We start from the raw sequence: 23,516 nt of genomic DNA, 5'->3' as shown, positions 1-23,516 counted from the left end.
TCTCATGGGGTGTGATGCGTCACACACCTTGAGGAGGGACCTCCATGCCCGTGGCCACCCGTGCTCGATGGGTCCTCGCCGCAGCGACGTCCGTGGCCCTGGTGGCCAGTGGATGCAGCAGCAGTAGCGACGGGGGCGGCAGCAGCGGCTCGTCGGACACCAGCAAGACCTTCAGCTACCAGAGCAGCGAGCCGCAGAACGCGCTGCAACCGGCCAACGCCAACGAGACCGGCGGCGGGCGCATCCTGCAGAACCTCTTCAAGGGCCTGGTCGACTACGACCCGGCGAACGCGAAGATCCGGATGCAGGTCGCGGACACCATCGACACCAGCGACTCGCAGACCTTCACCGTCACCCTGAAGAACGGCTGGAAGTTCCACGACGGCACCCCGGTGCTCGCCAAGAACTTCGTGGACGCCTGGAACTGGGGCGCCACCGCCACCAACAACCAGATCAACAGCTCCTGGTTCTCCGACATCGAGGGCTACCAGGACGTCCACCCGGCGAGCGGCCAGCCGACCACGGCCAAGATGTCCGGACTGACCGTCACGGACGACCAGCACTTCACCGTCAAGCTGAGCCACAAGGTCTCGTACTTCGAGTACAAGCTCGGCTACATCGCCTTCTCCCCGCTGCCGGACGCCTTCTTCAACGACCCGACCGGGTACGGGCAGAAGCCGGTCGGCAACGGCGCCTACCAGTTCGTCAGCTGGGACCACAACCAGCAGGTGGTCACCAAGGCCTTCCCGGACTACCAGGGCGTGGACAAGCCGAAGAACGGCGGCGTCGTCTTCAAGATGTACAGCACGGCCGAGGCCGCCTACGCCGACCTGCAGTCCAACAACCTGGACGTGATGGACCAGGTGCCGCCCTCGGCACTGGCCACCTACAAGAGCGACCTGGGCGACCGGGCGATCGACGCCCCGCAGGGCGCCATCCAGAACATCGGCTTCACGCTCTACCAGGCCGACTGGGCTCCCCCGGAGAAGGCGAAGGTCCGCCAGGGCCTGTCGATGGCGATCGACCGCGACACCATCACCAAGACGGTGCTCCAGGGCTCGCGCAAGCCGGCCACCGCCTGGGTCGCCGAGGGCGTCCAGGGCTACAAGGACGGCCAGTGCGGTGCCAACTGCACGTTCGACCCGGCCAAGGCCAAGCAGCTGATCTCCGAGGGCGGCGGTGTCCCCGGCAACAAGGTGACCGTCACCTACAACGCGGACGGCGGCCACAAGGAGTGGGTCGACGCGGTCTGCAACTCGATCCGGCAGAACACCGGCGTGGACTGCGTCGGCGACCCGAAGCCGGACTTCAAGACCGCCCGCGCGGCGATCACCGGCCACCAGATCAACGGCGCCTTCCGCACCGGCTGGGTCCAGGACTACCCGCTGAACGCCAACTTCCTCGCCGACGTGTACCGCACCGGCGCGGCGTCCAACGACTTCGGCTACAGCGACCCGCAGTTCGACCAGCTCGCCACCCAGGCCGACGAGGCCTCCAGCGTGAACGACACGGTCACCGGCTACCAGCAGGCCGAGGCCGTGCTGGCCCAGGGCATGCCGGCCATCCCGCTCTGGTACTACCGCACCAACTCGGGCTACTCCACCAAGGTCCAGAACGTGACGTTCGACTCCTTCGGCAACCCGGCCTGGACCCAGGTCGAGGTCAAGGGCTGACCGGGCGCCGCAAGCGCCCCCAGGTCCCCGCGCCGGCCCCGTCCTTCCCGCACGGAGGGCGGGGCCCGGGCACTCGATCACGTCTCCAGGAAGGAGGCTCGAATGGGCAGTTACGTGCTGCGGCGGGTGCTGCAGATGATCCCGGTGTTCTTCGGCACCACGCTGCTGATCTTCCTGATGGTCTACACGCTGCCGGGCGACCCGGTCTCGGCGCTGTTCGGGGAGAAGGCCGCGGACCCCGCGGTGGTGGCCAACCTCAAGCACAAGTACTACCTGGACCAGCCGATCTGGAAGCAGTACCTGCACTACATGGGGAACCTCTTCCAGGGCGACTTCGGCACCAGCTTCACCGGCCGGCCGGTCTCCGACATCATGGCGGACGCCTTCCCGGTCACCATCCGGCTGGCCCTGATGGCCTTCGCCTTCGAGATGATCTTCGGACTGCTGCTGGGCCTGGTCTCCGGACTGAAGCGCGGCAGCGCGCAGGACACCCTGGTGCTGATCCTCACCCTGCTGGTGATCTCCATCCCGGTCTTCGTCCTGGCGTACATCGCCCAGACCGTCTTCGCGACCAACCTGGGCTGGGTCACCCCGACCGTCCAGGACTCCAGGGACCTCTCGCAGCTCATCCTCCCGGCGATCGTGCTGGGCTCGCTGTCACTGGCGTTCGTCGCCCGGCTCACCCGCACCTCGATCGGTGAGAACCTGCGGGCCGACTACATGCGCACCGCGGTGGCCAAGGGCCTGCCCCGGCGCACCATCGTCTCCCGCCACCTGCTGCGCAACTCGCTGATCCCGGTGGTCACCTTCCTCGGCACCGACCTCGGCGCACTGATGGGCGGCGCGATCGTGACCGAGGGCATCTTCAACGTGCAGGGCGTCGGCAACGTCCTCTACCGGGCGATCAACCAGAAGGAGGGGCCGACCGTGGTCGGCATCGTCACCGTGCTGGTGATCGTCTACCTGGTGGCCTCCCTCGTCGTCGACCTGCTCTACGCGGTCCTGGACCCGAGGATCCGCTATGCCTGACGTCCACGACGAGAACTCCTTCGAGCCGCATCCCAAGCCGGGGGTGGACCACTTGGACTACGCCGGCGAACAGGGCATGGCGGTCGAGCAGGAGACCCTGATCGAGCCCGACCCGGAGAAGCGGGAAGAGGCCCGCAGTCTCTGGGGGGACGCCTGGCGGGACCTGCGGCGGCGGCCGATCTTCCTGATCTCGGGGGTGCTGATCGTGCTGCTGATCGTGATGGCGATCTTCCCCTGGGCGTTCACCGACGCCGATCCGCGCAAGGCCGACCTGGTCAACAACTTCCTCAGGCGGCCGGACTGGACGGACTTCTTCGGCGCGGGCTGGTTCGGCTACGACGGCCAGGGCCGCTCCATCTACGCCCGGGTGGTCTACGGCGCCCGGGCCTCGATCACCGTCGGCATCTTCGTGACCGCCACGGTCACCCTGCTCGGCGGGCTGACCGGCATGGTGGCCGGCTACTTCGGCGGCACCGTGGACGCGGTGCTCTCCCGGATCATCGACATCTTCTTCGGCATCCCGCTGCTGCTCGGCGCGCTGGTGCTGCTGAACGCCTTCTCCACCCGCACGGTGTGGACCGTGGTCATCGCGCTGGGGGTGCTGGGCTGGACCCAGATCGCCCGCGTGATGCGCGGCGCGGTGCTGACGGTCAAGCAGTCCGACTTCGTGGTGGCCGGGCGGGCACTCGGCGCCGGCACCGGCCGGCTGATGTTCCGGCACATCCTGCCGAACGCGGTCGCCCCGGTGATCGTGGTGGCGACCATCGCGCTGGGCGGCTACATCGCCACCGAGGCGACGCTGAGCTTCCTCGGCATCGGCCTGCAGGACCCGACCATCTCCTGGGGCATCGACATCTCCTCGGCCCAGAAGGTGATCCGGACCGCCCCGTTCGTCCTGTTCTTCCCGGCCGCCGCGCTCTCCATCACCGTGCTGGCCTTCATCATGCTGGGCGACGCGGTGCGCGACGCCCTCGACCCGAAGCTGCGCTGAGCGAGGGGACGCATCGTGACCACAGCAGTCGATAGCGGCCAGGCCCGGCGGGAGGCGCCCTACGAGGGGCCGCTGCTCGACGTCCGGGACCTGCACGTCGAGTTCGTCACCCGGGACGGGGTGGCGAAGGCGGTCAACGGGGTCGACTACAGCGTGCGGGCGGGGGAGACGCTGGCGGTGCTCGGCGAGTCCGGCTCCGGCAAGTCGGTGACCGCGCAGGCGATCATGGGCATCCTGGACATGCCGCCGGCCCGCATCCCCCGGGGCGAGATCCGCTTCCGCGGCCAGGACATGCTGAAGATGGACAAGGAGCAGCGGCGGAAGGTGCGCGGCCAGAAGATCGCGATGATCTTCCAGGACGCGCTCTCCTCGCTCAACCCGGTGCTCACGGTGGGCTTCCAGCTCGGCGAGATGTTCCGCGCCCACCACGGCAGCTCGCGCAGGGCGGCCAAGGAGAAGGCCGTCGAGCTGATGGAGCGGGTGCGCATCCCCGCCGCCCGGCAGCGGGTCAACGACTATCCGCACCAGTTCTCGGGCGGTATGCGCCAGCGCATCATGATCGCGATGGCGCTGGCGCTGGAGCCGGACCTGATCATCGCGGACGAGCCGACCACGGCGCTGGACGTCACGGTGCAGGCGCAGGTGATGGACCTGCTCGCGGAGTTGCAGGCCGAGTACCACATGGGGCTGATCCTCATCACGCACGACCTGGGGGTGGTCGCGGACGTGGCCGACAAGATCGCGGTGATGTACGCGGGCCGGATCGTGGAGACGGCCCCGGTGCACGAGCTGTACGCGCGCCCGGCCCACCCGTACACCCGCGGGCTGCTGGACTCGATCCCGCGCCTGGACCAGAAGGGCCAGGAGCTGTACGCGATCAAGGGCCTGCCGCCCAACCTGCTGCGGATCCCGCCGGGCTGCGCGTTCAACCCGCGCTGCCCGCGCGCCCAGGACATCTGCCGGCAGGAGGTGCCGGAGCTGTTCCCGGTCTCCGAGGACGACGGCACCGAGTCGGCCGGGCGGGGCAGCGCCTGCTTCTTCTGGAAGGAGACCCTCCATGACCGTTGACGGGGCCGGTCCGGTCGAGTCGCCGGCGGAGGCCGCCTTCGAGCAGGAGGTGGCGCGCGGCGAGCCGATCCTCGAAGTCCGCGACCTGGTCAAGCACTTCCCGCTGACCAGGGGCGTGCTGTTCAAGAAGCAGGTCGGCGCGGTGAAGGCGGTCGACGGTGTCTCCTTCGACCTCATGCAGGGGGAGACGCTGGGCGTGGTCGGCGAGTCCGGCTGCGGCAAGTCGACGCTGGCCAAGGTGCTGATGAACCTGGAGCCGGCCACCGGCGGGTCGGTGCGCTACAAGGGCGAGGAGATCTCGCGGCTCTCCGGCTCGGCGCTGAAGGCGGTGCGGCGGAACATCCAGATGGTGTTCCAGGACCCGTACACCTCGCTGAACCCCCGGATGACGGTCGGCGACATCATCGGCGAGCCCTTCGAGATCCATCCCGAGGTGGCACCGAAGGGCGACCGCCGCAAGGCCGTCCAGGACCTGCTGGACGTCGTCGGCCTCAATCCCGAGTACATCAACCGGTACCCGCACCAGTTCTCCGGCGGCCAGCGCCAGCGCATCGGCATCGCCCGCGGCCTGGCGCTCAAGCCGGAGGTCATCATCTGCGACGAGCCGGTCTCGGCCCTGGACGTGTCCGTCCAGGCGCAGGTGATCAACCTGCTGGAGCAGCTGCAGAGCGAGTTCAACCTCTCGTACATGTTCATCGCGCACGACCTCTCGATCGTCCGGCACATCTCCAACCGGGTCGGCGTGATGTACCTCGGCAAACTGGTGGAGATCGGCACCGACCGGGAGATCTACGACCACGCGACCCACCCGTACACCCAGGCGCTGCTGTCCGCCGTCCCGGTGCCCGACCCGACGGCGCGGGAGAACCGGGACCGGATCGTGCTGACCGGTGACGTGCCCTCGCCGGCCAACCCGCCGTCCGGCTGCCGCTTCCGCACCCGCTGCTGGAAGGCGCAGGAGAAGTGCGCGGTGGAGGTCCCGCTGCTGGCGGTGCCGGGGTGGCTGGGCGGAGCGGCCGCCCATGAGTCGGCCTGCCACTTCGCGGCCGAGCGCGACCAGGCCGCGGGCGGGCCGGAAAGCGGTTGACACCGGGGCCAGGCCCCGTCACGGAGCGCGTCCTCCTCGTGGGGGGCGCGCTCCGCTGTTGTCCACCCGTCGACCTGCGGTAATTCCGGCGGGGTGGACCGGCCTGCCGTTCGAATAGATCATTACGCTTCGTAAATATTCGAATACCGGTGTTATCGGTTCGCTATTCGGAAGGCGGAGTTGACGATTCCGGGCGCGAAATGGCGGAATTGCCGAGTATTGTCACGGGTTGATCCCGGCCCGTAATTGAAAAGAGATGTGACGGCGATTCCACCGAAGGGGTCGGTTGATCGATAGTTGCTCTGCGCGTATCAGTGGTCACCTCGCCAGCTGTGCGGATCGGCCCTGAGATGTCGACCCCCGCCGTGCCCGGCACACCGGGTGGCGGGGCGCCGTTCGTTCGTAAGCCCCTAAATCGAGGAGCAGTTGAATGAGGCTCACCAAGACGATGCGTTGGACCGCGCTGGCGGCGTGCACCGCGCTGGCGATCTCCGCCTGCAGCACCGGCAGCGACAAGAAGTCCTCGGACGGGGCGAACGGGTCGGGCAAGAAGGGCGGCTCGATCAGCATCCAGTCGGGTGAGCCGCAGCACGGGCTGGTCCCGCAGAACACCGCGGAGTCCGAGGGTGCCCAGGTGCTCTCGCAGCTCTTCGCCGGCCTGGTGGAGTACGACCGCAAGACGAACGACCCGAAGTTGCGCGCCGCGGAGTCGATCGAGTCGCCGGACAGCAAGGTCTGGACGATCAAGCTCAAGGACGGCTACACCTTCCACAACGGCGAGAAGGTCACCGCGCAGTCCTTCGTCGACGCCTGGAACTGGGGCGCCAACCAGGACAACGCGGCCGAGGGCCTGCCGTTCTTCGCCAAGATCGAGGGCTCCGAGGACCTCTCGCCGGGCAAGGACAAGAAGCCGACCACCGACAAGCTCAGGGGCCTCAAGGTCGTCGACGACAAGACCTTCACGGTCACCCTCAACGCACCGTTCTCGCAGTTCAAGGTCATGCTGGGCTACACCGCGTTCTACCCGCTGCCGAAGGCCTTCTTCCAGGACCCGAAGACCTTCGAGGACGCCCCGATCGGCAACGGCCCGTTCCAGATGGACGGCAAGTGGGAGCACAACCAGCAGATCAAGATCAAGCGGTACGACAACTTCCCGGAGTCGGACGGAAAAGCCAAGCTGGAATCCGTCACGTTCAAGATTTACGACAAGCTGGAAACGGCCTACAACGACCTCCGGGCCAACAACATCCAGATCACCAACAAGCTCCCGATCTCGGCGATGGCGACCGTCGCCCAGGAATTCGGCGACCGCTACATCTACAAGCCGGAGTCGGGCGTCGGCTTCATCGGCTTCCCGATCGCGACCAACCCGGCCGCCTACGGCAAGCCGGAGATCCGCAAGGCGATCTCGATGGCGATCGACCGTGAGTCGATCACCAAGACGATCTTCTCGGGCACCCGCATCCCGGCCGACGACTTCATCAGCCCGATCATTCCGGGCTACCGCAAGGGCGCGATGGGCGACGCGGCCAAGTTCGACCCGGCCAAGGCCAAGGAGCTCTTCACCACGGCCGGCGGCGTCCCGAACAACACCATCGAGCTGGGCTACAACGCCGACGGCGGCCACAAGGAGTGGATCGAGGCGGTCGGCAACCAGCTGAAGAAGAACCTCGGCGTCGAGGTCACCTTCAAGCCCTTCGAGAAGTTCGGCAAGATCCTCGACGAGCTGGGCGCCAAGCAGTTCTCCGGCGCCTTCCGGATGGCCTGGCAGATGGACTACCCGTCGATCGAGAACTACCTGCGGCCGATCTTCTCCAAGGTCGCGATCGAGAACGGCTCGAACTACGGCGGCTACGTCAACGAGCAGTTCGAGTCGCTGCTGTCGCAGGCCGACCAGGCGAAGACCCAGGAGGAGGGCCTGAAGCTGTACCAGCAGGCCGACGACGTCCTGATCCAGGACCTGCCGTACATCCCGGTCTACACGTACATGACCTCCGCCGCCTACACCAAGACCGTCAAGAACGTGGTCGTGGACGCCCAGAACCGCATCGACCTGGCCAACGTCGAGCTGGCCTGACCGTCCCCAGTCCGACCGGCACGCCCTGACGGGCGGCGCGGGCAACCCCCGCGCCGCCCGGCTGCGGCGTACCCCGATCACGAGGAGACCGCATGGGCCGCTATGTGGTCCGCCGGATCATCCAGGCCATACCTGTGATCCTCGGCGCGACATTCCTGATCTACGCACTGGTCTTCCTGCTGCCCGGCGACCCCATCACGGCACTGGCCGGTGAGAAGCGGCAGGACCCCGCCGTCGTCCAGGTCCTGCGGGACCGCTACCACCTGGACGACCCGTTCTTCATCCAGTACTGGGACTACCTCACCGGCCTGTTCAAGGGCGACTTCGGTGAGGACTACCGCGGCAACCAGGTCGTCGACGTGATGCAGCGGGCCTTCCCGTACACCATCAACCTGGCGTTCGTCGCGCTGGCCATCGAGATGGTGGTGGGCGTCACCGCCGGTGTGATCGCCGCCCTGCGGCGCGGCAGGTTCATCGACAACGTGGTGCTGATCTCGACCCTGATGGTGATCTCGATCCCGGTCTTCGTGATCGGCTTCGTGCTCCAACTGCTCCTCGGGGTGAAGCTCAACACCGACTACGGCATCGACTTCTTCCCGGTCTCCTTCAACGAGGACGCCGGCTTCCGGTCCTACCTGCTGCCCGGCTACGTCCTCGCCTCCACCTCCCTGGCGTACGTGGCCCGGCTCACCCGGACCAGCCTGATCGAGGTCATGCGGGCGGACTACGTCCGGACGGCGGTCGCCAAGGGGCTCAGCCCGCTGCGGGTGGTGGTGCGGCACGGGCTGCGCAACGCGCTGATCCCGATCGTGACCTTCCTGGGCATGGACCTCGGCGGGCTCATGGGCGGCGCGGTCATCACCGAGGGCATCTTCAACATCCCCGGCGTCGGACACCAGCTCTTCCAGTCCGTCTACCTGCGGGAACGGACCATCATCGTGGGCATCGTGAGCGCCCTGGTGATGGTCTACCTGTTCGCCAACCTGGTGGTGGACCTGCTGTACGCCGTCCTTGACCCGAGGATCCGCTATGAGTGAGCCGACGAAGGACGAGAACGCGAGCGGGGCGATCCCCCGGCAGTCCGGCAGCGGCGCGGCCGCGGGCGGGCCGGCCGCCGAGGCCGGCGTGCTCACCGCGAGCGGCCCGGGCACGGACGGCAAAGGCGGCGAGCGGGTCGCCAGCCTCTGGAGCGACGCCTGGGCGGACCTGCGGCGCAACCCGCTGTTCCTGATCGGCGGGTTCCTGGTGGTGTTCATGGTGCTGCTCGCGGTCGTCCCGCAGCTGTTCACCGACGCCGACCCGCGCGCCGGCGGCTTCTGCAACCTGGCCGACTCGCTGAAGCGGCCCAGCGGCAGCCACTGGTTCGGCTTCGACGTGCAGGGCTGCGACATCTACACCCGCGCCGTCTGGGGCGCCCGCAACTCGATCATCGTCGGCCTGGTGACCACCACCCTGGTGGTCCTGGTCGGCGGCACCCTGGGTCTGTGGGCCGGCTGGATCGGCGGCCTCGGGGACAGCGTGCTCTCCCGCGTGACCGAGATCTTCTTCGCCATCCCGCTGCTGCTCGGCGGCATGCTGATCATGTCCACCTGGGGCAAGGGCAACGCCTGGACGGTCTCCGCGGTGATGGCGGTGCTCGGCTGGCCGCAGATCTACCGGCTGATGCGCTCGGCGGTGCTGGCCAACAAGCACAACGACTACGTGGTGGCGGCCCGGGCGCTCGGCGCCGGCACCGGGCGGATCGTCGGCCGGCACATCCTGCCGAACGCCGTCGCCCCGGTGATCGTGGTCTCCACCATCAACCTGGGCGTCTACATCGGCGCCGAGGCCGCGCTGTCCTACCTGGGCATCGGCATCCAGTCCCCGGCGATCTCCTGGGGTCTGATGATCAGCGACGCCCAGTCCCGCTTCCTGAACGCCCCGCACGTGTTGCTCTTCCCGGCCGTCGTGCTGAGCATCACGGTGCTGGCGTTCATCATGCTCGGCGACGCGGTGCGCGACGCCCTCGACCCGAAGCTGCGCTGAGGAGGGCCGCGGACCATGACTGACATGACCCAACCGGCGAAGGACGGCTCCGGTGCGGGCCGGGACGCGGTGGAGGTGCTGGGCGCGCGCCGGGAGAGCCTGGCGCCCGGTACACCGCTGCTGGAGGTCGACGACCTGCACATCGAGTTCCACACCCGGGACGGCGTCGCCAAGGCCGTCAACGGGGTGAGCTACTCGGTGTCGGCGGGGGAGACGCTGGCGGTGCTCGGCGAGTCCGGCTCCGGCAAGTCGGTGACCGCGCAGGCGATCATGGGCATCCTGGACATGCCGCCGGGGCGGATCACCGCCGGATCGATCCGGTTCCGGGGCGAGGACCTGCTCACCATGAGCCCCAGGGCCCGGCGGGCGGTGCGCGGGCGGAAGATCGCGATGATCTTCCAGGACGCGCTCTCCTCGCTCAACCCGGTGCTCAGCGTCGGCTACCAGCTCGGCGAGATGTTCCGGGTGCACCAGGGCGCCGGCCGCAAGGAGGCCCGGGAGAAGGCCGTCGAGCTGATGGAGCGGGTGCGCATCCCCGCCGCCCGGCAGCGCGTGGGCGACTATCCGCACCAGTTCTCGGGCGGTATGCGCCAGCGCATCATGATCGCGATGGCGCTGGCGCTGGAGCCGGACCTGATCATCGCGGACGAGCCGACCACCGCCCTGGACGTCACGGTGCAGGCCCAGGTGATGGACCTGCTCGCGGAGTTGCAGGCCGAGTTCAACATGGGCCTGATCCTGATCACCCACGACCTCGGCGTGGTGGCGGACGTGGCCGACAAGATCGCGGTGATGTACGCGGGCCGGATCGTGGAGACGGCCCCGGTGCACGAGCTGTACGCGCGCCCGGCCCACCCGTACACCCGGGGCCTGCTCAACTCGATCCCCCGGCTGGACCAGAAGGGCCAGAACCTCTACGCCATCCAGGGCCTGCCGCCGAGCCTGCTGCGGATCCCGGCCGGCTGCGCGTTCAACCCGCGCTGCGACCGGGCCCAGGACGTCTGCCGCACCGAACTCCCGCGCCTGGTACCGGTGCTGGACGCCGAGGGGGCCGACCTGCCGGGCCGCCGCAGCGCCTGCCACTTCTGGAAGGAGACCCTCCATGGCTGAGCCCATCCTGGAGGTCAGGGACCTGGTCAAGCACTACCCGCTGACCCAGGGGATCGTCTTCAAGCGGCAGGTCGGCGCCGTACGGGCGGTGGACGGCGTCTCCTTCGAGCTGGCGAAGGGCGAGACGCTCGGCATCGTCGGCGAGTCCGGCTGTGGCAAGTCGACGCTGGCCAAGGTGCTGATGCACCTGGAGAGGGCCACTTCCGGCCAGGTGCTGTTCAAGGGTGAGGACATCACCAAGCTGTCCGGGGCCGGGCTGAAGGCGGTGCGGCGGAACATCCAGATGGTGTTCCAGGACCCGTACACCTCGCTGAACCCGCGGATGACGGTCGGCGACATCATCGGCGAGCCCTTCGAGATCCACCGCGAGGTGGCGCCGAAGGGCGACCGCCGCAGGGCCGTCCAGGACCTGCTGGACGTCGTCGGCCTCAACCCGGAGTACATCAACCGCTATCCGCACCAGTTCTCGGGCGGCCAGCGCCAGCGCATCGGCATCGCCCGCGGCCTGGCGCTCAAGCCGGAGGTCATCATCTGCGACGAGCCGGTCTCCGCCCTGGACGTCTCGGTGCAGGCGCAGGTGATCAACCTGCTGGAGCAGCTCCAGAACGACTTCCAGCTCTCCTACATGTTCATCGCCCACGACCTCTCCATCGTCCGGCACATCTCCGACCGGGTCGGCGTGATGTACCTCGGCACGATGGTCGAGATCGGGACGGAGGAGGAGATCTACTCCCACCCGACCCACCCGTACACCCAGGCGCTGCTGTCCGCCGTCCCGGTGCCCGACCCGACCGGGCGCGAGCAGCGCGAGCGGATCCTGCTCAGCGGTGACATCCCCTCGCCGGCCAACCCGCCGTCCGGCTGCCGCTTCCGCACCCGCTGCTGGAAGGCGGAGGAGCGCTGCTCGACCGAGGTCCCGCTGCTGGCCGTGCCGTCGGCGCTGAGCGGGCCGGCCGCGCACGAGTCGGCCTGCCACTTCGCGGAGGTGCGGGACGTGATCGGCGCGGGCTGAGCGCGCAGGCCCGAAGGGGCCCCGGAGCCGGTTCGGGCTCCGGGGCCCCTGCCGTCACTTCTGGTAGCCGACGTTCTCCCAGACGATGTCGGAGAGGCCCTGGGCGCCGATGTTGGCGAGGTCGGCGCGGGCGCCGAACAGCTGCGGGCGCTGGTAGAGCGGCAGCATCCCGGCCACCTTCCACAGCTCGCCGTCGGCCTGGTTGATGGCCTCGAAGGTGCCGGCCGCGTCGGTCGCCGCGGCCGCCCGGTCGAACGCGGCGTCCACCGCCGGGCTGCCGGTCTGGGAGTGGTTGGTGCCGCCGTTGGTGGCGAAGTTGGTCCGGTTGCCGCTGGCCGGGAAGGGCGTGCCGAGCAGCGAGTAGGCCGCGATGTCGAAGTCCCGCCGGTTGACGTACTTGTCGAAGTACTCGTTGGGGCTGGCGGTCACGGTGGTGACCTTGATCCCGACCTCCTTGAGCATGCCGGTGGCGACGGCGGCCTCGTTCTGGGCCTGGGTGACGCCGGCCGGGATGACCATCCGCAGGTTGAGCTCCTTGCCGTCCTTGCGGCGGACGTCGCCGTCGAGCTTCCAGCCCGCCGAGTCGAGCTTGCGGACGGCCTCGGCGGGGTCGTAGCGGCTGAGGCCCAGGGAGTTGTCCCGGTAGCCGTTCTGGTTGGCCACCAGCAGGTGGTTGTTGAGGGTGACGGTGGGCCAGTCGAGCCCGGCGAGGTCGGAGCGGGTGATGGCGTCCCGGTTGATCGCCTGGAAGAGCGCCTGGCGGACGGCCGGGTCGGTGAGCGCGGGGCTGCGGCTGTTCAGCGTGAACTGCCGGTAGTCCGGCCCGCCGGCCCGCCGGACGGCGGCGCCCGGGGTGGTGCGGATCAGCTGGTAGCCGGCCACGTCCGGGCCGTTGTTGAACAGGTCGAGTTCGCCCTTGTTGAAGGCGGCGGCCATCGTGTTGGGCACCATGGCGCGGAAGACGATCCGGTCCAGCAGCGGCTTGTCGCCCCACCAGGCCGGGTCGGCGACCAGGGTGACGGTCTGCGCGGCCCGGTCCATCCTCTCGACCTTGAACGGGCCCGCGGTGACCGGGATGGCGTCCAGGTAGGCGGTGTTGAACAGCTCGGGCGTGGCGATCCTGCTCGCCGGCAGCAGCGGGGCGTTGGCGGCGCCGTTGAACATCGACTGCCACTCGGAGTACGGCCGCTCGAAGGTCATCACCGCCTGGTGGTCGTCCTTGCCGCGCTCGACCGCCGAGACCTGCTCGAATCCGGTGCTGCTGGCCGCCCGGTACGCCGGGTCCTTGCCGTTCAGTGCCCGCCAGTTGGCCTCGATGTCGCGCCAGGTGATCGGCGTGCCGTCGGACCAGTGGGCCTTGGGGTTCAGCGTCCAGACCACGACCTGCCGGCCGTCCCGCTGCTCGGCGCGCGCGTCCAGCAGGTAGGCCGGGTTGGGGGTCTGGGTGCCGGCCGCGTCGGAGCGGAAGAAGGTCGGCAGCAGCGGCTTGCTGACGGCGATGGTGGAGGACTCGGCGCCGTCGGTCTGGATCGGCGACCACTGGGTGGAGTACTGGGGGATCGCCATCCGCAGGGTGCCGCCCTGGCGCAGCTCGGCGCGGTCGTGCGGGTTGATGTCGACGGCGGTGAGCTTGGGGCTCTCGACGGCGCTCGGCAGGGCGCGGGTGCCGCCGGAGCCGCTGCCGGGGGCGCAGGAACAGAGCGTCAGCGACAGCGAGACGGCGGTGAGGCCGGCGAGCAGGGCCGTGCGGCGGTACAGGGGGCGGCCCATGGTGGTTCTCCCGGGACGGATGCGGCGGATGACAGGCGACACATCTTGCTGACCGGGAGTGGGGTTGTCGAGGGGCGGGCCCGGAATCGGGCCCGCCCTCGACAGCGGTCGGGTCAGACCGGGAACTTGAAGGTGCGGTCCTTGTCGCCGGTCTTGTCGAGCAGCAGGGTGATCTGGTCCGCGGCGTCCTGCGGGGTGATCGGGACGAGCTGGCCGTTCTTCTTCGTCTTCACCTTGTCGAAGCCGCCGGCGACCAGCTGGCGGCCCAGCGCGTCGAGGTCCCACTTGGGCACGAACTTGCCGTTGGCGTCCGGGACCAGGGTGAGGGCCACGGCCGCGGTCTTCGGGCCGAAGTCGAACTTCTTGGTGCCGGCCTGGAGGTGGATCTGGCTGCTCACCACGGACTTGCCGAGGGTGTCCGCCGCGCCCTGGAGGGCCTGCGCGGAGGTCTTCGGCTGGGCGGCGGTCACGGCCAGCGCGACGGCCTGCTCGGGCTTGCCCGCGGCGCGGTCGCGGTAGGCCGCGTCGACCAGGTCGACGGCGGCGGCGGAGTCCACCGCCTGCCCGGCCTTGCCGGGGACGACGACGGCCTCGCCGCTCTCGGAGAACTTGACGTAGCCCTCCTGGAGGCCCTGGCCGGTGCCGCCGGCCAGCGCCTCCAGCGCGGACTTGAGCTTGGCCCGGTCGACCTTGACCTCCGGCGGCACCGCCTTCTCGTCGCCCTTGAGCGACTTGAGGACGTCCAGCGGGTTGTAGGAGTGCTGGGCGAGCTTGTCCACGGTGGCCGTGGTGTCGAAGGCGAGCCCGGCGGCGGTCGGGTCGAGGTCCATGCTCTGCTCGCCGACCTTCAGCTTGACCGGCTGCTGGCCGGCCTTGCCGACGCTCTCGTCGAGCTGGTGGATGGCCTGGTCGCGGCTGCTGCCGCCGATGTCCGTGCCGAGCACCACGGTGCCCTTGGGGACGTCGGACTGGTTCAGCATCAGCCCGGTGCCGTAGGCGGCGGCGCCGAGGAAGCCCACCCCGACGACGGCGTAGGTGGCGAGCTTGACCAGCTTCTTGGCGGCGCTCGGCCTGGGCTTGGGGGTCGGCGCGGGCTTGGCGGCGGCGGGGGCCGGCGTCGGAGCGGACGGGCCGTCCGACGCCGGGGAGGTGGCGGCGGCCGGGTCGGCGGGCGCGTTCTCGGGGTTCGGGACGGCGGTGTGGAAGGGGTCGGCGGCGGGCTCGCCCTGGCGGCCGGGGGCGCCGGGGAAGAGGCCGCCGGGGGCCGGGGCGCCGTTCGCGGCGGCGGCCGGCGGGCGCTGGGCGGCGAACGGGTCGGCACCGGCCGGGGCGCCGGGGAAGAGGCCGGGCTGCGGGGCGCCGCCGGGTGCGGCGGGCGCGCCGGATATGGGCGCGGCCGGGGCGTCGTCGCGGATCGGGGCGAAGCCGTCGACCGAGGTGTCCTCGGGGCTCGGCGCGCCGGGGGTGCCGGGGGCCGGGGCGAACGGATCGGCGGGGGCGAACGGGTCGGCGGGGGAGTCGGCGTAGACGCCGGCCTCGTCGGCGGGCAGTTCCGCGGCCGCGCCGTACGGGGCGGCCGGCGTGCCGTTCGAGTGCGGTGCGGGGGCCTGGGCCTGGGCGGGCACCGGGCGGCCGTTGGCCCGGGCCGCGCCGCGCTGCGGGGCGGGGGCCGGGGCGGCGGGCGTGGCACCCGCGGCCGGGGCGGTGGCCGGCACCGGGGCGACGCCCTCGGCGGCCGGGGCCTTCTTCTGGCGCGGGCGGAACCACGCGCCGGTCGACTCGGCCTCGGAGGTGGCCGGCGGGATCTGCCACTCCGGCGGCAGGTTCGGCGGGGTGCCGCGGCTGCCGCCGTCCATCACGCCGAGCACCGGGGAGGCGGGCGCGGCGGAGCGGTGCCGGGGGCCGGCCGGCTCGGCGGCGGGCGCCGGGGCCTCCTCGGCGCCGCCGTCCTCGTTCTTGACGGCGCTGCGGACCACCACCGGCGGGATCGGGCGCGAGCCCGGGATGTTGATCCGGACCCGGGTGGTGAGGGTGGTCTCGGTCTTCGGGCCCTCGCCCTCGCCCTCCGGAGCCGGGCCCTTGGCGGGGCCGGTGCCACCCGTGCGGTCGCCGCCGGCGAAGCCCGGTGTCCCGTAGGGCGGGGTGCCCGAGGGGTAGGCGTCCGGGCCCGTGCGCCGAGGCGTCGGGTGGGCGTTGTCAGATTCGCGGCTGCTCAATGCTGCTCTGCTCCGGGTTCGCGGGCCGGGCCGTGCGGCGCGACCGCGGTTCGTCTGCGCCGGGCCTGGCGGGCGGCGTCGGGTACGGCGTTCTGCGGCACCACCATACTGGGAAGAACCGACCGGTGAACCGGTTCGGAGAGATCCCGATACGTCCGGTTCCTCCGGTATGAGAGTAAGACCGGGCGGTGCTGACTGCCCGTCGTACCGGCCACCGTACGCGGGTGGCCGCCCGGGTCAGCGCGGCGGGCCCATCACCCCGGGGAACCAGCCGGCGCGGGTCGGCAGGGTGGCGCAGATCACGCCCAGGATCGAGCCGGCGAACAGCCAGGCGAGCGACGTGGCATTGGTCCAGAGCACGTTGTCCCCCTCCGGGCGGGGGACCATCACCAGCAGCAGCGCCAGGAACCAGCCGGCTGCCGGGACGGCCGCGCCGAGCCGGGTGCCGGTCAGCCGCAGGCCGCCGTAGAAGGTGGCGGCGGTGGCGGCGAGCGCCAGCAGGACTCCCACGGGCGGCCACAAGGCCTGCACAAACGCTCCGCACACCGACACCGCGAAGCCCAGCGGGAAGAGCAGGACATAGGCCGCGATCCGTGCGGCGCGCGGGGGCTGGGGCTCCTTCAGCCGCTCGTCCCGGGTGCCGAGGACGGCCGCCGGGACGGAACGGCGCGCGGGCCGTGCGGGGGCGGGCGGGGTCATCGGACGCGCTCCTCGGAGGTCGCGGCGGGGGCGTCCGCCGGGGCGGTGTCCGGGCCGGCGTCAAGGCCGGCGAACAGGTCGTCCTCGGGCAGCCGCGGCCCGGCCTGGCCGTGCACCAGCTGGTAGTACTCGGTGGCGAGCAGCGGCTGGCCCAGGTGGTTGGAGAGCGCGAAGAACGCGCCGGTGGGGTCCACGGTGATCTGGGTGGCGTGCGCGGCCATCGCGGCGGCCTTGCGGCCGGCGTGCGCGCCGCCGTCGAGCGCGGTGGTGACCAGCTCGTCGTCCACCACGCCCGGCACGTCCGCGGGCTCGGCCACGCCCGGGAACGGCGCCTTCTCGGCGGTCTCGGCCAGGGCCCGTTCGAGCACCGAGCGGGGCACCCGGTTCCAGTAGACCTTGGCGATCCGCCAGGCCGGGCCCAGCTCGGGCCGGTACGCCGGGTCGGCGGCCAGCTCGTGGGCGCGCGTCGCGACCCGGTGCGCCTGGATGTGGTCGGGGTGCCCGTAGCCGCCCTGCTCGTCGTAGGTGACCAGCACCTGCGGGCGCACCTCGCGGACCACCGCCACCAGCCGGCCGGCCGCCTCGTCCACGTCGGCCCGCCAGAAGCAGTCGGGCGCGTCGTTGTCGGGCACGCCCATCATCCCGGAGTCGCGGTAGCGGCCCGGACCGCCGAGGAAGCGGACGTCGGTGACCCCGAGCGCCGCCATCGCCTCGGTCAGCTCGCCGATCCGGTACGCGCCGAGGGTGCCGTCCCGATCCGCCGTCAGGTGGGCCAGCTCCGGCGGGATCACCTCGCCGCCCTCGCCGAGGGTGCAGGTCACCAGGGTGACGTGGGCGCCCTCGGCGGCGTACCGGGCCATCGTGGCGCCGTTGTTGATCGACTCGTCGTCGGGGTGCGCGTGCACCAGGAGGAGGCGGCGGCCGGTAGTCGCGGTCATGGGAGGAAGCCTAACGACCGGCGCGCCGCCCCGGTGACCGCACGCGGCGGGTCAGAGCCGCAGACCGTTGATCATCCCGGCGAGGTTGCTGGTGACCTGGCTGATCGAGGGGGCGATGGAGCTGGACGCCAGGTAGAAGCCGAGCAGCGCGCAGACGATCGCGTGCGCGAGCTTCAGGCCGGAGCGGCGGATCAGCACCACCACGATGACCAGCATCAGCATGGCGGCGGAGATGGACAGGGCCATGGCGGCTCACACTCCTCGGGGCCTGGCGAGCACTCGTGCACCAGTCATACCCGAAGAGTGATGGGATCATGACGCTGGGTGAGTCCGCATGCCCCGGGGCACGGTGGCACCGCTGGGGCGCATGGGCCGGTCGGAGGGGGTGCGGGACCCTTCCGGGCGTACTTGCGGCCGATGCTCCGAACGAGTGATCACGATCGGCCGACCCCGGGTCGTAGGGTCTGGTGCCATGACCACCCACACCTCAGCGGACACCTTCCCGAGGCAGTACGCGCGCACCCTGCGCTACACCGTCGGCGCCCCCCGGTCCTTCTCCGTCGCACCCGACGGCTCCCGGGTCGTCTTCCTGCGCTCGCCCTCCGGCGGCGACCGCGCCAACCTGCTCTGGACCCTCGACACCGCCACCGGCGAGGAGCGGATCGCCGCCGACCCGGCCGTGCTGCTCGGCGGCGGCGAGGAGGACCTCTCCCCGGCCGAGAAGGCCCGCCGCGAACGCAGCCGCGAGGGCTCGGCCGGCATCGTCGGCTACGCCCTGGACGGCGCCGGCCGGCTCGCCGCCTTCGCCCTGTCCGGCCGGCTGTTCGTCGCCGACCTGGCCGCCGGCACCGCCACCGAACTGCCCGCCGAGGGCCCGCTGCTCGACCCGCGCCCCTCCCCGGACGGCACCCACGTCGCGTACGCCACCACCTCCGGCGAGCTGCGGCTCACCCGCGTCGACGGCACCGGCGACCGCGCCCTCGCCCGGCCCGACGGGCCGAACGTGACGTGGGGCCAGGCCGAGTTCATCGCCCAGGAGGAGATGGACCGCGACCGCGGCCACTGGTGGTCCCCGGACAGCGACCGGCTGCTCGTCGAGCGGGCCGACGACACCCCGGTCGGCCGCTGGTGGATCGCCGACCCGGCCAACCCGGACCGCGAGCCCGCCGAGGTCGCCTACCCGGCCGCCGGCACCGCCGACGCCGAGGTCGGGCTCTGGCTGCTCGGCCTGGACGGCACCCGCACCGAGGTGGTCTGGGACCGCGCGGCCTTCCCCTACCTGGCCCGGGTGCACTGGTCGAAGGGCGGCGTGCCGCTGCTGCTCGTCCAGTCCCGCGACCAGCGCGCCCAGCTCACCCTCGGCCTGGACGTCGCCACCGGCGCCACCGAGGTGCTGCACGAGGAGCGCGACGACCTCTGGCTGGAACTGTTCCAGGGCGTCCCGGCCTGGACCCCGGACGGCAAGCTGGTGCGGATCTCCGACGAGTCCGGCGCGCGCTCGCTGGTGATCGGCGACCACACCGCCACCGGGCCCGACCTGCACCTGCGCTCGGTGCTCGCGGTCACCGCCGAGGAGGTCTTCTTCACGGCCTCCGGCGGCGCCGCCGAGACCGACCCCGAGCCCGGCTGGATCGCTGTCGGCCGGATCAGCCACGACGGCAAGCGGCTCGCCTGGGAGTCCGCCAACGGCCGCCCGTTCACCTCCGTCACCACCGCCGTGCACGCGGCCGGCGTCACCGTGCGGGCCACCGCCGAGCCCGACCTGCCCGGCACCCTGGTGCAGGTCGCCCGGGACCTGCCGGAGGGCGTGGTGGTGGACGACGTCGCCGTCATCGCCTCGCACGCCGAGACCCCGGTGATCACCGCCCGCCCGGTGTTCCGCTTCGCCGGCGAGCGGCGCATCCCCGCCGCGGTCTTCCTGCCCACCGGCTACGACCGCGAGCGGGACGGCCTGCTGCCCGTCCTGATGGACCCGTACGGCGGTCCGCACGGCCAGCGCGTCGTCCAGGCGCACAACCCGCACCTCAACGCGCAGTGGTTCGCCGACCAGGGCTTCGCGGTCGTCGTCGCGGACGGCCGCGGCACCCCCGGCCGCGGGCCGGCCTGGGAGAAGTCGATCCACCACGACTTCGCCGGGGCCACCCTGGACGACCAGGTCGACGCGCTGCGGGCGCTCGCCGGGGAGTTCCCGCTCGACCTCGACCGGGTGGCCATCCGCGGCTGGTCGTACGGCGGCTACCTCGCCGCGCTCGCCGTGCTGCGCCGCCCGGACGTCTTCCACGCGGCGGTCGCGGGCGCGCCGGTCACCGACTGGCGGCTGTACGACACCCACTACACCGAGCGCTACCTGGGCCACCCGGCCGAGCACCCCGAGGTGTACGACGGCAACTCGCTGACCGGCTACGCGGCCGGGCTGGAGCGACCGCTGATGATCATCCACGGGCTCGCCGACGACAACGTGGTGGCCGCGCACACCCTGCGGCTGTCCTCGGCGCTGCTCGCCGCCGGGCGCCCGCACACCGTGCTGCCGCTCTCCGGCGTCACCCACATGACGCCGCAGGAGGAGGTCGCGGAGAACCTGCTGCTGCTCCAGGTCGACTTCGTGAAGAAGTCGCTCGGGATCTGAGCCGCGGCGCGCCGAGGAGGGGGAGCGGGCCCGGATCAGGACCGTGACGCCGGTCCGTGCGTTCGGCATGACATCCGTCATGCCGAACGCACGACGGCGGCCACTGCCGCCGCACCCCGGCCCGGCGGGACTCTGGTGGTGCCGGAAACAGCACCGACAGGGAGGACCAGGGCCATGGGTGCGGGAGAAGTCGCCGCCTTCCGGGGCGTCAGCAAGAGTTACGGGCGGGTGCGGGCCGTGGACGGCCTCGACCTCGTCCTGCGGCCGGGCGAGACCGTCGCCCTGCTCGGCCCGAACGGCGCCGGCAAGTCCAGCAGCCTCGACCTGCTGCTCGGCCTGCGCGAGCCCGACCGCGGCAGCGTCACGCTGTTCGGCGGCGCCCCGCGCGCCGCGATCACGGCGGGCCGGGTCGGCGCGATGCTGCAGAGCGGCGGCCTGATGGCCGACGTCAAGGTCCGCGAACTGGTGCGGCTCGCCTGCGACGTGCACCCGCGCGGCCGGGCCGTCGCCGAGGTGCTCGACGACGCGGGGATCACCGAACTCGCCGAGCGCCGCGTCGACAGGCTCTCCGGCGGCCAGGAGCAGCGGGTCCGCTTCGCGCTCGCCGTCGCGGGCGCCAACGACCTCATCGTCCTGGACGAGCCCACCACCGGCATGGACGTCTCGGTCCGGCGGGCGTTCTGGGCGAGCATGCGGGCGCAGGCCGATGCCGGGCGCACCGTCCTGTTCGCCACCCACTACCTGGAGGAGGCGGACTCGATCGCCGACCGCGTCCTCGTCCTGCACCGCGGCCGGCTGATCGCCGACGGCAGCTCCGCCGAGATCAAGGCCCGGGCCGGCGCCCGCCGGGTCACCTTCGAGCTGCACGAGGCGGACGGCGCGTTCGACGAGGCCCCGCTGCGCCGGCTGCCCGGCGTCCAGGGCCTGGACATCGCGGCCCGCGTCCCCGGCGTGCGGACGGTGCGGATCCGCACCGCCGACGCGGACGCCGCCGTCGCCGCCCTCTACCGGACGGGCCTGTACCCGCGCGGCCTGGAGGTCACCGGCCTGGGCCTGGAGCAGGCCTTCCTGAGCATCACCGGCGAGCAGGACGCCGCCGCATCCGCCGAGCCCGCCGAGCCCGCCCTGGAGAGTGCGCGATGACCACCCTGATCCGGCTGGAGATCCTGCGGACCTTCCGCAACCGCCGCTACCTGCTCTTCACGATCGCCTACCCGGCGCTGATGTACGTCTTCTTCATCCACGCCTACGACAGCGCGAACTTCGCCGGCGGCCTGCCGGTGAAGACCTACTTCATGGTCTCGATGGCCACCTTCGGCGCGGTCGGCGCGGTGCTGACCGGCAGCGCGCAGCGGATCTCGCTGGAACGCAGGAGCGGCTGGGTGCGCCAGCTGCGGCTGACCGCGCTGCCCGGCCGGGCGTACACCCTCGGCAAGATCGCGGCGAGCGCGGTGACCACGCTGCCCGCGATCCTGGTGGTCTTCGCGGTCGGCGCCGGACAGGGCGTCTCGCTGGGCGCGGGGCAGTGGATCGGCCTGGTGCTCGCGCTGTGGCTGGGCAGCTTCGTCTTCGCCGCGCTCGGGGTGGCGCTCGGCTACGCGGCCGCGCCGGACTCGGTGCAGACCATCGTGATGATCACCTACATGGTGATGGCGCTGTTCGGCGGGACGTGGTTCCCGGTGAGCGGCTCGCTGGAGAGGTTCGCCCGGTTCAACCCGGTGTACCTCTACAACCGGCTGGCGACCTTCACCGAGCCCGGGCACGCCCTGGACACCGTCGCCGTCGCCGGGCTCGCGGCCTTCCTCGCCGTGTTCGTCGTCGCCGCGGCGACCCTGTACCGCCGCGACACCCGCCGGGCATGATGATCGACATGAGCGACCCGCGTCCCGCCCGCAGCACCGACGAACAGCCGGAGCCGGGTGGGGCCCGGCCGTCGTTCATGAACGTCCCCGGCGCTCCGGTGGAGACCGGGCGGCAGCTGCTGGTCAAGGTCTCCTGGATGCTGCTGTGGATGATCTACCTGGCCTACCCCGTGGGCGACCTGCTGGACGGCGGCCACGGCACGGGCGCCACGGTGCTCGGCTGGGTCTGTCTGGCGGCCTTCGTCGTCGGCTACATCCTGCTGGTGGTCCTCCGTTCGGCGCCCGGGACGCGGCCGCGGACCTGCCGGGTGATCGTCGCGGGGATGGTGCTGCTCGCCGTGACGTCCACCTTCGTTCTCGGCACCGCCTTCCTGTCCCTGTTCATCTACGCCTCGGTCTGCGTCGCGATCATCACACCGGCGCGGTACGTCCTGCGCGCGCTGCTCGGCATGGCGGCGACCACGGCCGGGATCGGCCTGCTGACCCACGCCGACATGGACAGCGTCTGGACCTTCACGCTCAGCGCCTTCCTCGCGGGCGCCGCGATGAGCGGTCTGCAGCGCCTGGTCGCCACCATGAAGGAACTGCGCGAGGCCCGGGCCGCCGTCGCCCACCTGGCGGCCTCGGAGGAGCGGCTGCGGCTGGCCCGGGACCTGCACGACCTGCTCGGGCACTCGCTGTCGCTGATCACCCTGAAGAGCGAACTGGCCGGGCGGTTCATGGACGCGGGCAAGGACGAGGCGGCGCGGGCGCAGGTCGCCGACATCGAGACGGTCGCCCGGCAGTCGCTGATCGACGTCCGGGAGGCGGTCACCGGCTTCCGCCGGCCCACCCTGCCGGTCGAGCTGGCCGCCGCCCGCACCGCGCTGGCGGCCGCCCAGGTCAGGCTGGAGGCCGCGCCGGACCTGCTCGACGCCTGGCCGGCGCTGGCCCCCGAGGAGGCGGCCGCGCTCGCCTGGGCGCTGCGCGAGGCGGTCACCAACGTCGTGCGGCACGGTGAGGGCGCCACGGTCTGCACCGTGCGGGCCGACGAGACCTGGGAGGGGAACGGCGAGCGGTACGCCGTCCTGGAGATCGCCGACGACGGCCCCGGCCCGGGCAAGTCCCACCCGGGCAACGGCCTCTGCGGCCTGGCGGAGCGGCTCGCCCTGGTCGGCGGCCGGCTGGAGACCGGGCCGGGGGAGCGGGGCAGGGGCTTTCGGCTGCGGGCCTCGGTGCCGCTGCGGACGGCCTCCGTCCCGGCCTCCTGAACGGCTGGTCCGGGCGGAGGAACTCGGCGGCCCCGCGCTCCGGCGCGCCGCCGCCGCTCCCGGGCGGCGGGCAGCATGACGGG

Annotated in this window: 19 protein-coding genes; 14 read left to right on the top strand and 5 right to left on the bottom strand. The window is 71.5% G+C overall.

What is annotated here, in order from left to right:
- Nucleotides 1–44 precede the first annotated feature (44 nt).
- The 10 genes from ACFCLZ_RS16145 (at nt 45) to ACFCLZ_RS16100 (ending at nt 12,072) form a co-directional block, all read left to right on the top strand.
- A complete protein-coding gene (locus tag ACFCLZ_RS16145) occupies nt 45–1,673 on the top strand; it encodes an ABC transporter substrate-binding protein (protein ID WP_380285585.1) in 1,629 nt (542 codons plus the stop codon).
- A gap of 102 nt (nt 1,674–1,775) precedes the next feature.
- Complete coding sequence (locus tag ACFCLZ_RS16140) at nt 1,776–2,702, top strand: ABC transporter permease (RefSeq protein ID WP_380285584.1); 927 nt, start codon at nt 1,776–1,778, stop codon at nt 2,700–2,702.
- A 76-nt stretch (nt 2,703–2,778) separates the two neighbouring features.
- On the top strand, nt 2,779–3,693 hold the full coding sequence (locus ACFCLZ_RS16135) for an ABC transporter permease (RefSeq protein ID WP_380286188.1): 915 nt from the start codon (nt 2,779–2,781) through the stop codon (nt 3,691–3,693).
- A gap of 15 nt (nt 3,694–3,708) precedes the next feature.
- Complete coding sequence (locus ACFCLZ_RS16130; RefSeq protein ID WP_380285583.1) at nt 3,709–4,761, top strand: ABC transporter ATP-binding protein; 1,053 nt, start codon at nt 3,709–3,711, stop codon at nt 4,759–4,761.
- On the top strand, nt 4,751–5,848 hold the full coding sequence (locus ACFCLZ_RS16125; protein WP_380285582.1) for an ABC transporter ATP-binding protein: 1,098 nt from the start codon (nt 4,751–4,753) through the stop codon (nt 5,846–5,848). The genes ACFCLZ_RS16130 and ACFCLZ_RS16125 overlap by 11 nt, the downstream gene beginning before the upstream one ends.
- Before the next feature lie 430 nt (nt 5,849–6,278).
- Nucleotides 6,279–7,925 (top strand): ABC transporter substrate-binding protein, encoded by a 1,647-nt coding sequence (locus tag ACFCLZ_RS16120; protein WP_380285581.1) that lies wholly within the window; start codon nt 6,279–6,281, stop codon nt 7,923–7,925.
- A 92-nt stretch (nt 7,926–8,017) separates the two neighbouring features.
- Nucleotides 8,018–8,962, top strand: a complete 945-nt coding sequence (locus ACFCLZ_RS16115; RefSeq protein ID WP_380285580.1) for an ABC transporter permease — start codon at nt 8,018–8,020, stop codon at nt 8,960–8,962.
- Nucleotides 8,955–9,950: an ABC transporter permease gene (locus ACFCLZ_RS16110; RefSeq protein WP_380285579.1), complete on the top strand. Its 996-nt coding sequence runs from the start codon at nt 8,955–8,957 to the stop codon at nt 9,948–9,950. The genes ACFCLZ_RS16115 and ACFCLZ_RS16110 overlap by 8 nt, the downstream gene beginning before the upstream one ends.
- A gap of 15 nt (nt 9,951–9,965) precedes the next feature.
- Nucleotides 9,966–11,060 (top strand): ABC transporter ATP-binding protein, encoded by a 1,095-nt coding sequence (locus tag ACFCLZ_RS16105; RefSeq protein ID WP_380285578.1) that lies wholly within the window; start codon nt 9,966–9,968, stop codon nt 11,058–11,060.
- The gene (locus ACFCLZ_RS16100; RefSeq protein WP_380285577.1) at nt 11,053–12,072 is read left to right on the top strand and encodes an ABC transporter ATP-binding protein; all 1,020 of its coding nucleotides are present in this window, start codon (nt 11,053–11,055) and stop codon (nt 12,070–12,072) included. Before ACFCLZ_RS16105 ends, ACFCLZ_RS16100 begins: the two co-directional genes overlap by 8 nt.
- Before the next feature lie 54 nt (nt 12,073–12,126).
- On the opposite strand, the gene ACFCLZ_RS16095 is transcribed toward ACFCLZ_RS16100, so the two are convergent.
- The 5 genes from ACFCLZ_RS16095 to ACFCLZ_RS16075 all read right to left on the bottom strand — a co-directional run bounded on the left by ACFCLZ_RS16095 (nt 12,127) and on the right by ACFCLZ_RS16075 (nt 17,941).
- Complete coding sequence (locus ACFCLZ_RS16095) at nt 12,127–13,842, bottom strand: ABC transporter family substrate-binding protein (RefSeq protein WP_380285576.1); 1,716 nt, start codon at nt 13,840–13,842, stop codon at nt 12,127–12,129.
- A 113-nt stretch (nt 13,843–13,955) separates the two neighbouring features.
- Nucleotides 13,956–16,058, bottom strand: coding sequence for a peptidoglycan binding domain-containing protein (locus ACFCLZ_RS16090; protein ID WP_380285575.1), 2,103 nt, complete (start codon nt 16,056–16,058; stop codon nt 13,956–13,958).
- Between the two features lie 237 nt (nt 16,059–16,295).
- On the bottom strand, nt 16,296–16,757 hold the full coding sequence (locus ACFCLZ_RS16085) for a DUF6113 family protein (protein WP_380285574.1): 462 nt from the start codon (nt 16,755–16,757) through the stop codon (nt 16,296–16,298).
- A complete protein-coding gene (gene mshB, locus ACFCLZ_RS16080; protein ID WP_380285573.1) occupies nt 16,754–17,695 on the bottom strand; it encodes an N-acetyl-1-D-myo-inositol-2-amino-2-deoxy-alpha-D-glucopyranoside deacetylase in 942 nt (313 codons plus the stop codon). The genes ACFCLZ_RS16085 and mshB overlap by 4 nt, the downstream gene beginning before the upstream one ends.
- A gap of 51 nt (nt 17,696–17,746) precedes the next feature.
- A complete protein-coding gene (locus ACFCLZ_RS16075; RefSeq protein ID WP_344344199.1) occupies nt 17,747–17,941 on the bottom strand; it encodes a DUF2304 family protein in 195 nt (64 codons plus the stop codon).
- Between the two features lie 226 nt (nt 17,942–18,167).
- Here ACFCLZ_RS16075 and ACFCLZ_RS16070 point away from each other — a divergent pair, with 226 nt between their 5' ends.
- The 4 genes from ACFCLZ_RS16070 to ACFCLZ_RS16055 all read left to right on the top strand — a co-directional run bounded on the left by ACFCLZ_RS16070 (nt 18,168) and on the right by ACFCLZ_RS16055 (nt 23,433).
- Entirely contained in the window at nt 18,168–20,321 is a 2,154-nt protein-coding gene (locus ACFCLZ_RS16070; RefSeq protein ID WP_380285572.1) for a prolyl oligopeptidase family serine peptidase, read from the top strand.
- A gap of 174 nt (nt 20,322–20,495) precedes the next feature.
- Nucleotides 20,496–21,464, top strand: coding sequence for an ABC transporter ATP-binding protein (locus ACFCLZ_RS16065; protein WP_380285571.1), 969 nt, complete (start codon nt 20,496–20,498; stop codon nt 21,462–21,464).
- Nucleotides 21,461–22,183 (top strand): ABC transporter permease, encoded by a 723-nt coding sequence (locus ACFCLZ_RS16060; protein WP_380285570.1) that lies wholly within the window; start codon nt 21,461–21,463, stop codon nt 22,181–22,183. Before ACFCLZ_RS16065 ends, ACFCLZ_RS16060 begins: the two co-directional genes overlap by 4 nt.
- Before the next feature lie 8 nt (nt 22,184–22,191).
- On the top strand, nt 22,192–23,433 hold the full coding sequence (locus tag ACFCLZ_RS16055; RefSeq protein WP_380285569.1) for a sensor histidine kinase: 1,242 nt from the start codon (nt 22,192–22,194) through the stop codon (nt 23,431–23,433).
- Nucleotides 23,434–23,516: the final 83 nt, after the last annotated feature.

The sequence above is a fragment of the Kitasatospora purpeofusca genome (assembly GCF_042691725.1).
Classification (GTDB): Bacteria; Actinomycetota; Actinomycetes; order Streptomycetales; family Streptomycetaceae; genus Kitasatospora; species Kitasatospora purpeofusca_B.
This window is presented reverse-complemented; position numbering and strand designations above follow the sequence as displayed.

What these genes read in the sequence shown, in the direction of transcription:
- ACFCLZ_RS16125 (WP_380285582.1), top strand. Translation starts at nt 4,751, where the DNA reads ATGACCGTTGACGGGGCCGGTCCGGTCGAGTCGCCGGCGGAGGCCGCC.
- mshB (WP_380285573.1), bottom strand. Translation starts at nt 17,695, where the DNA reads ATGACCGCGACTACCGGCCGCCGCCTCCTCCTGGTGCACGCGCACCCC.
- ACFCLZ_RS16110 (WP_380285579.1), top strand. Translation starts at nt 8,955, where the DNA reads ATGAGTGAGCCGACGAAGGACGAGAACGCGAGCGGGGCGATCCCCCGG.
- ACFCLZ_RS16055 (WP_380285569.1), top strand. Translation starts at nt 22,192, where the DNA reads ATGAGCGACCCGCGTCCCGCCCGCAGCACCGACGAACAGCCGGAGCCG.
- ACFCLZ_RS16095 (WP_380285576.1), bottom strand. Translation starts at nt 13,842, where the DNA reads ATGGGCCGCCCCCTGTACCGCCGCACGGCCCTGCTCGCCGGCCTCACC.
- ACFCLZ_RS16065 (WP_380285571.1), top strand. Translation starts at nt 20,496, where the DNA reads ATGGGTGCGGGAGAAGTCGCCGCCTTCCGGGGCGTCAGCAAGAGTTAC.
- ACFCLZ_RS16135 (WP_380286188.1), top strand. Translation starts at nt 2,779, where the DNA reads ATGGCGGTCGAGCAGGAGACCCTGATCGAGCCCGACCCGGAGAAGCGG.
- ACFCLZ_RS16120 (WP_380285581.1), top strand. Translation starts at nt 6,279, where the DNA reads ATGAGGCTCACCAAGACGATGCGTTGGACCGCGCTGGCGGCGTGCACC.
- ACFCLZ_RS16140 (WP_380285584.1), top strand. Translation starts at nt 1,776, where the DNA reads ATGGGCAGTTACGTGCTGCGGCGGGTGCTGCAGATGATCCCGGTGTTC.
- ACFCLZ_RS16145 (WP_380285585.1), top strand. Translation starts at nt 45, where the DNA reads ATGCCCGTGGCCACCCGTGCTCGATGGGTCCTCGCCGCAGCGACGTCC.
- ACFCLZ_RS16100 (WP_380285577.1), top strand. Translation starts at nt 11,053, where the DNA reads ATGGCTGAGCCCATCCTGGAGGTCAGGGACCTGGTCAAGCACTACCCG.
- ACFCLZ_RS16105 (WP_380285578.1), top strand. Translation starts at nt 9,966, where the DNA reads ATGACTGACATGACCCAACCGGCGAAGGACGGCTCCGGTGCGGGCCGG.
- ACFCLZ_RS16075 (WP_344344199.1), bottom strand. Translation starts at nt 17,941, where the DNA reads ATGGCCCTGTCCATCTCCGCCGCCATGCTGATGCTGGTCATCGTGGTG.
- ACFCLZ_RS16085 (WP_380285574.1), bottom strand. Translation starts at nt 16,757, where the DNA reads ATGACCCCGCCCGCCCCCGCACGGCCCGCGCGCCGTTCCGTCCCGGCG.
- ACFCLZ_RS16070 (WP_380285572.1), top strand. Translation starts at nt 18,168, where the DNA reads ATGACCACCCACACCTCAGCGGACACCTTCCCGAGGCAGTACGCGCGC.
- ACFCLZ_RS16115 (WP_380285580.1), top strand. Translation starts at nt 8,018, where the DNA reads ATGGGCCGCTATGTGGTCCGCCGGATCATCCAGGCCATACCTGTGATC.
- ACFCLZ_RS16060 (WP_380285570.1), top strand. Translation starts at nt 21,461, where the DNA reads ATGACCACCCTGATCCGGCTGGAGATCCTGCGGACCTTCCGCAACCGC.